This window comes from Methanococcoides orientis (assembly GCF_021184045.1).
Classification (GTDB): Archaea; Halobacteriota; Methanosarcinia; order Methanosarcinales; family Methanosarcinaceae; genus Methanococcoides; species Methanococcoides orientis.
Genome location: NZ_CP073710.1, coordinates 1,493,860 through 1,506,373 on the forward strand (window position 1 = coordinate 1,493,860; position 12,514 = coordinate 1,506,373).

Annotated in this window: 13 protein-coding genes and 1 tRNA gene; 4 read left to right on the forward strand and 10 right to left on the reverse strand. The window is 44.3% G+C overall.

Translation table 11 applies throughout. From position 1 onward, the window contains the following. Positions 1-41: 41 nt before the first annotated feature. The 9 genes from J7W08_RS07110 to coaBC form a co-directional block, all read right to left on the reverse strand. Positions 42-278 (reverse strand): DNA-directed RNA polymerase subunit H, encoded by a 237-nt coding sequence (locus J7W08_RS07110; protein ID WP_048195102.1) that lies wholly within the window; start codon positions 276-278, stop codon positions 42-44. A gap of 45 nt (positions 279-323) precedes the next feature. Further along, positions 324-400 (reverse strand) — tRNA-Lys (locus J7W08_RS07115). A 415-nt stretch (positions 401-815) separates the two neighbouring features. Further along, entirely contained in the window at positions 816-2,051 is a 1,236-nt protein-coding gene (locus J7W08_RS07120; protein WP_233083844.1) for an adenosylhomocysteinase, read from the reverse strand. 68 nt (positions 2,052-2,119) lie between these two features. Beyond that, positions 2,120-3,424 (reverse strand): amidohydrolase family protein, encoded by a 1,305-nt coding sequence (locus J7W08_RS07125; RefSeq protein WP_233083845.1) that lies wholly within the window; start codon positions 3,422-3,424, stop codon positions 2,120-2,122. 17 nt (positions 3,425-3,441) lie between these two features. Then, positions 3,442-4,080, reverse strand: a complete 639-nt coding sequence (locus J7W08_RS07130; protein ID WP_233083846.1) for an HD domain-containing protein — start codon at positions 4,078-4,080, stop codon at positions 3,442-3,444. A gap of 8 nt (positions 4,081-4,088) precedes the next feature. Then, positions 4,089-4,841, reverse strand: a complete 753-nt coding sequence (locus J7W08_RS07135; RefSeq protein WP_233083847.1) for a 4-phosphopantoate--beta-alanine ligase — start codon at positions 4,839-4,841, stop codon at positions 4,089-4,091. 17 nt (positions 4,842-4,858) lie between these two features. Continuing rightward, positions 4,859-5,809 carry a prohibitin family protein gene (locus J7W08_RS07140; RefSeq protein ID WP_233083848.1) on the reverse strand — a complete coding sequence of 317 codons (951 nt, stop codon included), beginning with the start codon at positions 5,807-5,809 and terminating at the stop codon, positions 4,859-4,861. A 111-nt stretch (positions 5,810-5,920) separates the two neighbouring features. Continuing rightward, positions 5,921-6,796 carry a pantoate kinase gene (locus J7W08_RS07145; protein WP_233083849.1) on the reverse strand — a complete coding sequence of 292 codons (876 nt, stop codon included), beginning with the start codon at positions 6,794-6,796 and terminating at the stop codon, positions 5,921-5,923. Then, positions 6,786-8,030, reverse strand: coding sequence for a bifunctional phosphopantothenoylcysteine decarboxylase/phosphopantothenate--cysteine ligase CoaBC (coaBC, locus tag J7W08_RS07150; RefSeq protein ID WP_233083850.1), 1,245 nt, complete (start codon positions 8,028-8,030; stop codon positions 6,786-6,788). Before coaBC ends, J7W08_RS07145 begins: the two co-directional genes overlap by 11 nt. Positions 8,031-8,765: 735 nt before the next feature. Here coaBC and J7W08_RS07155 point away from each other — a divergent pair. The 3 genes from J7W08_RS07155 to J7W08_RS07165 are packed head-to-tail and all read left to right on the forward strand — an operon-like array spanning position 8,766 to position 11,186. Then, entirely contained in the window at positions 8,766-9,779 is a 1,014-nt protein-coding gene (locus J7W08_RS07155) for a Vms1/Ankzf1 family peptidyl-tRNA hydrolase (protein WP_233083851.1), read from the forward strand. Between the two features lie 11 nt (positions 9,780-9,790). Then, entirely contained in the window at positions 9,791-10,366 is a 576-nt protein-coding gene (locus J7W08_RS07160) for a DUF7109 family protein (RefSeq protein WP_233083852.1), read from the forward strand. A gap of 31 nt (positions 10,367-10,397) precedes the next feature. Continuing rightward, the gene (locus J7W08_RS07165; RefSeq protein ID WP_233083853.1) at positions 10,398-11,186 is read left to right on the forward strand and encodes a 23S rRNA (uridine(2552)-2'-O)-methyltransferase; all 789 of its coding nucleotides are present in this window, start codon (positions 10,398-10,400) and stop codon (positions 11,184-11,186) included. Positions 11,187-11,258: 72 nt separating this feature from the next. On the opposite strand, the gene J7W08_RS07170 is transcribed toward J7W08_RS07165, so the two are convergent. Next, complete coding sequence (locus J7W08_RS07170) at positions 11,259-11,558, reverse strand: DUF211 domain-containing protein (protein WP_167879274.1); 300 nt, start codon at positions 11,556-11,558, stop codon at positions 11,259-11,261. Between the two features lie 187 nt (positions 11,559-11,745). On the opposite strand from J7W08_RS07170, the gene J7W08_RS07175 reads away from it, so the two are divergent. Then, positions 11,746-12,384: a histidinol phosphate phosphatase domain-containing protein gene (locus J7W08_RS07175; protein ID WP_233083854.1), complete on the forward strand. Its 639-nt coding sequence runs from the start codon at positions 11,746-11,748 to the stop codon at positions 12,382-12,384. Positions 12,385-12,514 lie beyond the last annotated feature (130 nt).

A 12,514-nucleotide genomic window follows, 5' to 3' on the forward strand; every position in this document is an offset into this window, starting at 1 on the left:
TAAAAAATAAACGAAATGCCTCAAATTTGAAAACCTCGTGTTCACTCTATTACATATCTGTAATACAGTGCTTCACCTGCAGTCTGACTTTTGCGAGTGATCTTAACAACATCACCAGGCACCGCATCAATCTCCTGTGCAATAGGATCGGTTACTTTTAATTTAGGCAACTGCTCCCTCTCTACATTAAAGTGCTTCAGGACAGTCCTTAATTCATCCTCATCCATAATCTCATGATTGGGGATCAATTCGTGGTCAAGCAGGCTGAACTTACTCAAATTTACTCCTCCTTAAAAATATGCAAGCAATTATTCCAGGATTGCTGGCGGGCTCGTAGGGATTTGAACCCTAGGCCGTCTGGTTAAAAGCCAGACGCTCTGCCTGACTAAGCTACGAGCCCATGACGATACATAGTACGAGTGCCACATATTGCACGCCTCGTACGACGGCACAAAGAGGGACTAATACTATTTAAGGATTTCTATGAAACTGCCTTTGCATTTTGTTATTGCCCCATAAACAATATAGAGATATAAAAGATATAGGATTGTATCAATGATCAGGCATGCAGTAGTTCAATACATATATATAATATAATTTCGGACTTTTACAAAGTTACAAGTCGGGATCAAGTAAGCAAAATAATACCGCATCCTTTTTTTTATAATTAGGCAATTTATACCACTAACGCATCATACCCCACGAATGGACATATGCACTTCTTTATTCCAACCATGTTTATAAAATTTTTAAAGATTGTAAGCCAGATTCAAAAATGAAGGGAAAACACCATCATAAAAAATAATGCAGGACAATTATGTCCCGCACTCCCAGCCTTCCATGTATTCGGTCTGGTGGGATTCAAGTTCATCGATCTCTATTCCGAGTGACTTAAGCTTTAACTCAGCAACATAAATGTCAAGATCACGAGGAACAGGATGTACACCAGCATCCAACTTGTTATCAGCGATGTACTTAACGCACTGTGCCTGGTTTGCGAAGCTCATGTCCATGACCTCTGCAGGATGCCCGTCACCTGCTGCAAGGTTCACAAGCCTTCCATCAGCAAGTACATTGATCTTCCTGCCTGCAACACGGTACTCCTTGATGTTATTCCTGACAATATTGATAGAATCTGCCATAGCTGTGAGCTCTTCAAGGTTGATCTCCACATTGAAGTGACCGGAGTTTGCAAGAATTGCACCATCCTTCATAACTTCAAAATGCTTTCTTGTAAGGACATCCACGTTACCAGTAGTTGTCACAAATATATCACCATACTTTGCAGCTTCTGTCATTGACATTACACGGTGACCATCCATACGTGCCTCGAGTGCCCTTATAGGATCGATCTCGGTCACAACGACATCTGCACCAAGTCCGGATGCGCGCATTGCTGCACCCTTTCCACACCAGCCATATCCACCGATAACAACGGTCTTACCTGCAACAAGCAGATTGGTTGTCCTCATGATACCATCCCAGGAAGACTGGCCGGTACCATAGCGGTTATCGAAAAGGAACTTGGTCATTGCGTCATTGACAGCAATTACCGGCATCTTCAGGGCGCCATCCTTTTCCATTGCCTTGAGCCGGTGGATACCAGTAGTGGTTTCCTCACAGCCACCAAGGATCCCAGGAAGCAGGTCCTGACGTTCAGTGTGAAGCTTGAAAATAAGATCTGCACCATCATCAATAGTGATGTCAGGTTTCATATCAAGTACTTTGTCAATGGCTTCATAATATTCATCGCCACAGCAATCGTATTTAGCATAACAATCAATGTTGTCCCTTGTATTGAGAGCAGCTGAGACATCATCCTGTGTACTCAGTGGATTGCAGCCGGTAATAGCTACTTCCGCACCACCTATTGCAAGGGTCTCAACAAGAGCAGCAGTCTTTGCCTCGACATGAAGCGCCATTGCGATCTTATGCCCTTTAAGAGGCTGCTCGCGCTCAAAGTTCTCCCGGATAATAGATAGCACAGGCATGTGATTACGCACCCAGCCGATCTTCATATCACCGGATTCTATCAGTTCTTTTTCACTCATATTCGAATCTCCAATTTAAAGCGTAAAATATAATTTAATATGAACAATGTAATTGAACAAATGACAAATCATTTCTTCGCATCCACGCGGGACATAAGTTTCTCTGCTGCATCCCGACCCTCATCGATGACCTTCTGCTCATCCATGCAAAGTACTTTGTAACCATCCATAAGCACTTTACCATTTACAATGGTAGTTCTCACATCACTGCTACCAGCCGAGTACACAAGGTGAGAAGGAACATCATACAAGGGATTCAAATGTGCTTTGTTCATGTCAACAATAATAACATCTGCATTATAACCTTTCCTTATCATCCCGCTGTTAATACCCAGTGCCTTTGCGCCGTTGACCGTAGCCATCTCAAGCACCTGCCTTGCAGGAAGTGCCATCGGATCCATAGTATCAACTTTCTGGAGCAAAGCCGCAGTCTTCATCTCCTCGAACATGCCAAGATTATTGTTGGAAGCGCATCCATCGGTTCCAAGACAGACGTTCGCTCCGCGATCGAGCAACTTCGTAACAGGAGCAATACCTGATGCCAGCTTCATATTGCTTACAGGATTATGTGAAATATTGACATTATTGTTACGGAGAATATCCATATCACCATCAGAGAGCCATACACAGTGTGCAGCAAGGACATCAGGACCAAAGAAATCGATCTCATCCAGCATGTTCACAGAACACATACCATACTGATCTTTCATCTGGTTCAGTTCAGCTTCGGTCTCAAGGACATGGATGTGGATCTTTGCATTGTCCTCAGTTGCCTGCTCCCTTACCTTCGTAAGGAACTCCTTTGAGCAGGTATTTGGAGCATGCGGACCATACATGGCAGATATCCTGCCATCGGCTTTCCCGTCCCACTCATTAATGAATGCTTTGCCTTTCTTCAGCTCAGTCTTGCCTTTTTCTTCATCCCATAGCTCGATCATACCATAGGACAGGGCAGCACGAAGGCCTGAACCTTCAACCACCTTTCCAACCTCTTCCATGAAGAAGTACATATCAGCAAACGCAATGGTCCCGCTTTTGACCATTTCAAGGCATGCAAGACGAGTTCCTGCATAAACATCAGAAGCTGTCAGTTCAGCTTCTGCCGGCCAGATATGGTTCTCGAGCCAGTCAGAAAGAGCAAGATCATCAGCATACCCTCTGAAAAGTGTCATTCCTGCATGGGTGTGAGTGTTCACAAAACCAGGCATCACCACGCTGCCCTGCGCATCTATTACAGTATCAGCAGTCTCCTCTGTATTTTCACATACATCCGCGATCCTGCCATCTTCTATAACAACAACACCATTCCTGATGTTCTCCAACGAAGGATCCATCGTCAGAATATAACCGTTCTTTATTATGATATCAGCCATTATGACACCTGTAAATGTTATCGTAAGGACGTCTCGTCCTCCAATGCATTAAGATATTGATGCATTATCTTAAGCCTATCCTCTGCGACCTCTCTTGCAGCGGCAGTATTTAATCTGTTTATTATTTTAAAAGGTTTCATTTCCATATACTCAGCAAAGCCATCCAGAGGATCTTCTGCATATGCATTCTTTGAAGAGCTCTTCTCCACTCCGCTGGCATGCTTCAAACATCGTAATGCACCCATGGACATCACTGCCCTGAATATACCAATAGCACCAAGCGCGTCGATACGATCCGCATCCTGCAATATCCGACCTTCAAGAGATTCCGCTTTATGCCCACGGCTGAACCTGTGAGTCCTTATGCAGGATACCACGTGGTCGATCGTGGAACTATCCAAACCTTCACTAAAAAGAAAATCGCGGGCGATCTCTGAACTGTATTCAGCATGGTCGCCACCCTCCCGGTGCTCTCTGACAACACCCACATCATGAAGCAAAGATGCAAGCCTGATGACCTGAAGGTCACCGCCTTCCTTTGCCTGTATCTTCATACAAGTGGATTCCACACGTTCAATGTGTGACATCTCATGAGAACTCGGTTCATCGGCAAGCATGCCTGCAACAAATTCCCGAGTCCTGTCGATCAGATCCATGAGATACATCACGTATCTGAAAGTTCTTCAAGTTTTCTTATCATCTGCCGTACTGCATCAGAAAGTGTACAGGAATTGTCATATTCACTGACCATTTTTCGTAGTTCAGCCTCATCAAGCCCTTTCAGCTCAGAGGAGAGGACGATCATATTGTCCACAGCACGGACCACGTTATCCACAATGGTCACTGTGGCAGTACGGGATGTCCGTGATAGCGGATTAAGGTCGATCGTGATAACACTTTTACCCATACCCACAAGCGCCTGACATCGGTCACCATCCTCAAGAGGAACAAGTACCACATCTGCATTGTAGATACCTTCATTGTCCACGATCGCCCTGCTGTGTTGCAATTCAAGACGGGCATCAGCCTTACTTCCAAGAACCTCTGATGCACCGTTGTCTTTAAGGTGGTCGATTATCCGGTTGACACGCTCCTCAGTCCTGTGGAACAGATTCACCTCAAGAGGTGCACCTGTCACTTCAGAGAGCTTTACAAGAGAATCGGGAACAAGTGCAGCAGCATTGCCATTCACCGATAGTACCGGTCGCTCTGCAAGGAGCAACATGGCAACACTAACTTTCTCTGCCAAAAGAGCAGAGGCAGTGGTCTGCTCACCGGACAGGTAATCGAAGCATTCGCCCCGACCCTGTGCAACCAGACCCTGCTGACTTGTTATTCCCAGTTTGACACCTTCGACTATCTTCTCCCTTGTTAAGAGAGAAGCATATCTCGGATGATCTTTCGGGATCTCGCTCATATTACATACCGCACTGATCAAGCAGTAGCATCCAGGATAATTCCCTGGTCAGAAGGAACTACCAATGTTTGAACTTCCTGTCCCTCAAGCATCTGGATATACTTGTAGTTGATAAGTTTCGGATTCTTTGCAAGTTCCGCATTTATCAGACGCAAAGCCTCTGCCTCTCCGGTTGCCCTGACAATGGTCGCATTAGCAGCACCATTCGCCTCGATTATCTTCCTTTCAGCTTCAAGCTGTTCCTTCTGCTTCACAAAGACCATTCTCTGAGCTTCCTGATCTGCCTGAAGTTTGGACTCGATAGCATCAGCCACCTTTTCCGGCAACCTGACGTTCCTTAGAAGAACCTCTTCAACGATTATACCATCCTCAAGAAGAGCAGCTTCCATCTCCTCAACCATCTCGGTTGCGACCAGTTCTCTTTGTTCACCATACACTTCCATGGCAGTATTTCTGGAAACAACTTCCCTGATAACGGACTTTATCGTAGGCCTGATGATCTTTTCTGCATAGCCGGTACCAAGCTTTTTGTGGACCTCACTTGCATCCTCTGCAATAAGCCTGTACCTTACACTGATATCGAGACCAAGGGTCAGTCCTTCATTTGTAAGTGCATTGATCTGGTCATCACCTACAACTTCACCTTCTGAAGATCTTGCACTCATGGTGTAGACCTCGCTCCTTACGGAATACTTGGTGACACTTACCCACGGAGGTACAATATGCAGACCTTCACCAAGTTCGTCATCCTGGACACCACCGAACTGACTGAACTTCACACCAACTTCACCAGCACCAATAGACACGAATATCGATCCAAAAACTACAGAAAAGATGATCAATATCGTTAAAACAATAGCTGCCCCACGAAGAGCCACTACTGCAATTGGAGGGATCTTAATTTCAGGCATAGGGGATTCCTTGCCCTCACTGGGACCTTTAATGTCCCATTCATCTTCCATTACCATAATAATTTGCTCCTGATTTGTATATAATGATCTAACTGAATTAAAGAATACATTCTTTTTACTAATAGTCTTTTCGTACCATTGCGAACAAATGCGATGGGAAACTTCAAATTATCCAGGATGTTGATAACACGAAGTAACCTTATAAGTAGTAACCTCTGCAAAAGTTGAAAGTGCTTCCAACACATCTTCTTTTGCACCGCCATCCGAGCAGGCAAAAACGGTCTCACCCAACATTGCCTGTGAAGCCATACCGCCTGCTGCACCTACTGCCTCAATAGCATCAATTACACGATCACTTGCAAGCCCACATTTTAACGTGAACTGCTTTGAAAGCTCCATGAAATTTGCAACGTTAGGACGTGAAAGCAAAGAAAGCAACGCAGACCTGCCTGCAGAATTGATCTCCCTCATAAGTTCATCATCATTTAGCACCGAACCTGTGGAAAGTTCACCAAGCACCACACAATAAACCTCAAAGGAGGGAGAAGGTACACGGTCAAGAACACCATAAGGGGGGCAACCCGGAACTTTCCTGATCGGGACACCACCGAAATACTGACCTTCAACATCCCCCATGCCACTGCCGTTGCTGACCTCTGCGATATGAACAGCCTCCACAAGCTGATTGGAAGTCAGTCCCAGTGAGAAGACATCGTTGAGCGCATAAGCAGTACTGAGAGCACCCGCAGCGGATGCACCGAATCCGCAACCTATTGGAATTGAAGAGGTGCATTCCACATGGACAGGAAGATCCACGAGTTGTTCTATCAACGATCGAGTTGTGTCTGCCTTAACAGAGACACCATCGAGAAATATCTCAGTTTTTTCCTCGCCCGGAGTGACAATGACATCAATGCCACCATCAATGACAACACCACAACCAGTTGATCCTTTCCTGCGTGGATCAGGATCATCATGTATCTCAAAAAAACCTGTTATATGACCAGGAGCAAAGGCTTTGCCAGCAGAACTTTCAATTGACATCGGACTCTCTTTTCCTGAAAATAGCTTCTACATTATCTGCAAGTGTTTCAGCGATCAGCCTCTTGTTTCCACTGACATGGGTGATCCCATCATCCATTGAGGATATTATGTGAACGTCATTCTCCACAGTCCCCATCCCAGTGATGCTTACCTCATTTGCAACCACCATGTCAAGTTCAGCGGCCTTCAGGGACTCCTTTGCACGTGTGATCAACTCATCCTCTGTTATGCCGGCCTCTGCCTTGAATCCAACAATGGAAATATCAGGATGAGCATCACGCACCTCCCTTATCAGTTTACGTGTGCTCCTGAATATCAGATTCAGGTCACCACCTGACTTGATCTTATTGTCCTGAGCATCAAGAGTGTAATCAGAGATCGCCGCTGCACTGATCAGCATATCATAGCCATGTTCAAGTTCCCTGAGAGTTGCATCGATCATCTCCCCTGCACTTTCGACCAGGATCTCGTTAACACCTTCCGAGTCAAGCCTGCCATTGTGGACCACTGTGACCTCTGCACCCCTGCGATAGAATTCAAGAGCGATCTCCCTGCCAGTACGACCTGATGCACGATTGGTTATCACCCGGATAGGATCAATGGCCTCTGCAGTTGCACCACTTGTTATGAGCACTTTTTTCCCTGCAAGTGTACTGCTGCCAAGGGAACGTTCCACTGCAAGTGTGATCTCATAATTGGATGCGATCTTTGCAATTCCTTCATTGAGATGCGGACCTACAAATGTTATGTCCCAATCCTGAAGCTTGTTTATATTTTCCATCACGGCCGGATGTTCATACATTGAATTGTGCATTGCAGGAACAACGATCACAGGCGTACCTTCCCCCATGGCCGTTGTTGCGAACGTCGTAACAGGAGTATCATCTATACCACATGCCATCTTACCGATGGTATTGGCAGTTGCAGGTGCAACCAGGAGAAGATCTGCACATCCTTCCGAGCCGAAGAACTTCACATGCTCGACCTCACCGGTAATCTCAGTGATAACATCGTGGCCGGTGGCATAATGCAATGCATAGGGATGAAGGATATGTTGTGCCTCTTTGCTCATTACAGCATAAACCTCTGCACCGTTGCGTATAAGTTCACGTGCAAGTTCAACAACACGTACCGCAGCTATACTGCCGGTAACAGCAATAACAATGACTTTTCCAGAAAGGGAAGCACCTTTTTGCCCCTTTATCCACATAGTAGGATGACGTGACATATTCATCAAATCCACTTTGCGTTCTAATGATAAGTAGCTTACTGAAAGTTTTTTCAAAAAATGGCATTCTTTTTATTCCACGCTGTTTGAACGAATCGGTTAAAAAATACCCAAAACTTAAGGTCGGGTTTATCAGACTAAACAAAAAAGAGAAAGTCCCGATATTCCCTCCGCATAGCCTTTGGAACAATAATGCAAATAAAATATGTGATGTGGAAGTTCACATATCACGAAATGCAATAAACAATGAAAAAAACAGATGGAGAACGTTACTTTAGTACGTCTTCCTTTGTTGTTCTTTGTTTCCACTCACCACAATACAGATCTTTAGTCGTGATGGGAAAATATAGGTTACCAGTTCTAAAATGTTGTTCACTATCAGCACGGGGAGGATATCGCCGACATTCCCCACGGCCCCCACCTAATTCATTTTCGACTCTCCAATAATAACATGTTGAACATTTTACCTGACTATCCATGTAATGTACCCCATCGAATATATTCATTTTAAATATCTTTAACCTTTCCTTTCATTCACTATAACACCGCGTAAAACGAGAGCTTATCCCATCGAACTAGGCAATTAGTTACAGTGGTCGCTTTAGCCCCTAAACTATCCAGCCACTCACAAACAGCCATATGTTCCTTTAAATCTGTAATAAATGTCAATGAAAATATAAACAGTTGCGCATATGCCAACAGAAGTATTAATAGCATCCTGAAACACTTAACTTGAGATTAATGGCTGGAACAAAGAAAGTCGCAGGAAACCTGAACACGTTTTTCAAAAAGTATTCAGGAAAGGAAAAGCTGGAGGAAGAGATTGACAAGCTCCAGTCACACATACTTGAGCTGGAGATCGACAGGAAGAGGTTTGAGAAGAACGAGACCAATGCAAAACGTGCCCTTGCTGCAAAACAGGAAGCAGAGGAAAAACTCAAAGCTGCTAACGTAAAGATCGAAACACTCACACACCAGCTTGAAGAGAAGAAAGAGGAAGTTTCAGAAGAGATATCATTTGATCTTATCGAAGAGGTCACACCTTCACAAATGACATCCTACATTGACCAACTGGGATCAATAAGATCTGATCGCGATTCACTCCTAACTGCATACATTAATGAAAAAGAGATGAATTTGAATGCAGGGTTCTCAAAGGATGCCGTGAGAGACCTGGACCAGAATAGCCAGTACCTTATACAGAAGATCAAAAGCGACACAGGATATGCACTGTTCTATGACAGTATGCAGATGGTAAAGGAGGTTGTAGTTCCTCCACTTCCATTTGAAAGAAGTTCTGTAGAGATGTCCAATTCATTTGTGACCGGGCCGCTAAAAAACACACTTACAGAGGATATTAGCGTATGCATCCTCGCAGCCCACGCCGGAGAATCACTTATAGGAATATGTTCCGACAAGACCGGATTTGACGAAGATATGATCATCCGAAGCAGTGTCAAAGCCAAACATACAAAGGGTGGTTTTAGCCAGAGGCGCTTTGAAAGGCTCAGGGATGAAGATATTGACCATCATGTGGAAAAGGTCAGGGACTCACTGAAGAACATGCTTGAGCATGCTCCCATTGATATTGATATGATAATAATATGCGGAGACACCGTACTGGCAAATTATATCCTTGAAGATATCGACACGGACATACCTATCATGGAAAGGAACATTGATGCAAAGATCGAAAAACATGATACAGATAGTATAATAAGAAGTATCTTCAGTTGCCGCCGATACAAACTGTAACAGGAGCTAACATGGTAGAACCGGAAGAGATTGAAGGCATAGCAGACGCACTTGGGGCTGTCACACATGACGAAATTGTAGAACTCGCTCAGGAACTTGCATATAAAAGAGAAGAGAATATACCTGACGAGGAAGAGATCACAATAATGCTGGAAAAGGCAGTCTCCAAACACCTGCTTGAAGCAATATCCATTGAGGAACTTAGTGAAGCTGATGCTAAGGACAGTGAAGATGTTAATTATTATATTGTAGGTCCACATGCATTCCCGAATTATCCATTCGATCTGAGCGAGGTCATTGATGTCCTCAAACTGGGCAGGCGAGAGGTCGATCCGGATAAGATCACAAAGAGATTTTCCGGAAGACTGAAAGCCAGAATTACAAAAATCAGACACAATATAGAGGACTTTGCTAATGGACATAACAATAGCATTGACATCCCAACCCTCGAAAACAGATACAGCGACCTGTTAAATCTCTACTATGACTATGATTCGTGGCTTGAGGGGGAGATCACAGAGATGGAGGATGAGATACTGGATATTAGCAAACAGATCGATGCCCTGGGAGCAGCACAAGATATTTGATGTTTGTATGCGATGAGAGGTGAAGATAGATATGGCAAGGCATAGAAAAGATACCTATTACTGGCGTGCAAAAGAAGAAGGATATCGCTCGAGGGCAGCCTATAAGCTTTTCCAGATCAACGAGAAATTCAAGGTCATAAAGGAAGGGGACACAATTGTGGATCTTGGAGCTGCGCCTGGCGGATGGCTCGAGGTCGCAAAGAAGCTCTCAGAAGGAAAGGTCGTCGGAGTAGACCTTCGCCGCATCAAAGAAATAGAAGGCGTCGACACAATAAAAGGAGATATTACATCCGATGTGACCATCAGGAAGATCATCGACATGGTCGGAGAAGATGGAGCCGATGTTGTCATTTGTGATGCCGCACCAAACCTTTCAGGCAACTGGAGCCTTGACCATGCACGTTCCATAGACCTTACAACTTCCGCACTGGAATGCGCAAAGAAGATACTCAAGCCTCAGGGACATTTTATTGTGAAGGTTTTCCAGGGAGATATGTTCAAGGATTACATGGACGAGGTTAGAAAAAACTTCACATTTACCAAGGCATATTCACCACATGCATCAAGAGATGAAAGCGCAGAGATCTACGTGATCGGTAAGAAGTTCCTTACTGCACCTTTGCATAAAAACGATGAGTTCGATGTCGTTATCAAGGAAATGGGTGCCTCCGGAGATGGTATTGCCTATGTTGAGGATTTCGTGGTCTTTGTTAAAGAGGTCGATAAAGGGGACTCGGTGAAGATCCAGATCACAGATGTCAAACCGAACTTTGCCTTTGCAAAGGTCATTGAACGTTATATAGAGGAAGAAACAAAATAAAATGGTTCAACTCTTTGGATCAAATCGATCAATTAATTTAATTAGTAAATAAATAACAAAATGGTTGTCCCTTCAGCGATCCTGAAGGGTTTCCACTTCTTCTACAAGTCTATTGCCTGCAGCTACCTCATCTATGCTGTGCACAACTGCACCAAGATTTTCGATGGATTGCCTTATCACATTATAGTCGATCTGATCGCCTTCAATAGTGATCTTGATGTTCTCTGTTTTCTGATCAACCTCATACAAACCGATGTTGACACCTGTAACACCATCAATTACACTCAAATTCTCTGCCAGTTCAATGGTAGAGGGATGGTGCGGTTTCAACACATCCAGAACCAATCTTCTTATTCCTGTCAATTTGTTCATCCTTCCCAAGATTTCCGATAGCAACGGAGATTATAGAAGTATAGATAGAATATTATGATAACCAAATATTAGATTTCGTCAGCAAACCTTATATAAATATTGATGTAAATACTGTTCGTACACAAACGATTTATATTGGAATGACATTTAGAGACCATTCATTTTATACATTTTTGCAGGTGAGCAAATGATAGACCTACATACACATACCGTATTCAGTGACGGAGAACTTATCCCAAGCGAACTTGTCCGCAGGGCTGTAACCTTTGGATATCGAGGTATTGGAATAACGGATCACGTCGATTATACTAACATAGAACATGTACTCTCATGCGTGAAGAAAGCAAAATACATGGAAGAGGTCATGGATATCAGAGTGATCACCGGAGTTGAGCTCACACACGTCCACCCTGCAAAGATAGCACCCCTTGCAAGAATGGCAAAGGAACTTGGAGCTGAGATCGTGGTAGTTCACGGAGAATCACCGGTTGAGCCTGTTGCGCCTGGAACCAATGCCGCATCTGTGATATGTGAAGATGTCGACATCCTCGCACACCCAGGATTCCTCACCACCGAGGAAGCACAACTGGCAATTGACAACGATGTCTGCATTGAGATCACCGCAAGGAACGGTCACAACAGAACAAACGGTCACGTTGCAAGGATATGTACCGAGGTCGGCGCCACCATGGTGGTAGATACCGACACACACAGTCCCGACAATCTCATCACAAAAGAGACAGCTCTGAAAGTTGCAATGGGAGCCGGACTCACAGAAAGTCAGGCAAAGCAGGTCCTTGAGAACTCTGTCCGATTCATCGAATGATGACGGTACTCTTTAATTTCCAGTCATAACAACAACATTCACTCATGCCGGGCATTCCGGCATATGATCTTTTTTGATCTACATTTGATCCTTAAATTGAGCCTTTGCAAATATGCAAGTTCAAAAAGCA

Bases quoted from the DNA above. Each gene is read 5' to 3' on its own strand.
- J7W08_RS07120 (WP_233083844.1), bottom strand. From the start codon at position 2,051: ATGAGTGAAAAAGAACTGATAGAATCCGGTGATATGAAGATCGGCTGG.
- J7W08_RS07125 (WP_233083845.1), bottom strand. From the start codon at position 3,424: ATGGCTGATATCATAATAAAGAACGGTTATATTCTGACGATGGATCCT.
- J7W08_RS07130 (WP_233083846.1), bottom strand. From the start codon at position 4,080: ATGGATCTGATCGACAGGACTCGGGAATTTGTTGCAGGCATGCTTGCC.
- J7W08_RS07135 (WP_233083847.1), bottom strand. From the start codon at position 4,841: ATGAGCGAGATCCCGAAAGATCATCCGAGATATGCTTCTCTCTTAACA.
- J7W08_RS07140 (WP_233083848.1), bottom strand. From the start codon at position 5,809: ATGGTAATGGAAGATGAATGGGACATTAAAGGTCCCAGTGAGGGCAAG.
- J7W08_RS07145 (WP_233083849.1), bottom strand. From the start codon at position 6,796: ATGTCAATTGAAAGTTCTGCTGGCAAAGCCTTTGCTCCTGGTCATATA.
- coaBC (WP_233083850.1), bottom strand. From the start codon at position 8,030: ATGAATATGTCACGTCATCCTACTATGTGGATAAAGGGGCAAAAAGGT.
- J7W08_RS07155 (WP_233083851.1), top strand. From the start codon at position 8,766: ATGGCTGGAACAAAGAAAGTCGCAGGAAACCTGAACACGTTTTTCAAA.
- J7W08_RS07160 (WP_233083852.1), top strand. From the start codon at position 9,791: ATGGTAGAACCGGAAGAGATTGAAGGCATAGCAGACGCACTTGGGGCT.
- J7W08_RS07165 (WP_233083853.1), top strand. From the start codon at position 10,398: ATGGCAAGGCATAGAAAAGATACCTATTACTGGCGTGCAAAAGAAGAA.
- J7W08_RS07170 (WP_167879274.1), bottom strand. From the start codon at position 11,558: ATGAACAAATTGACAGGAATAAGAAGATTGGTTCTGGATGTGTTGAAA.
- J7W08_RS07175 (WP_233083854.1), top strand. From the start codon at position 11,746: ATGATAGACCTACATACACATACCGTATTCAGTGACGGAGAACTTATC.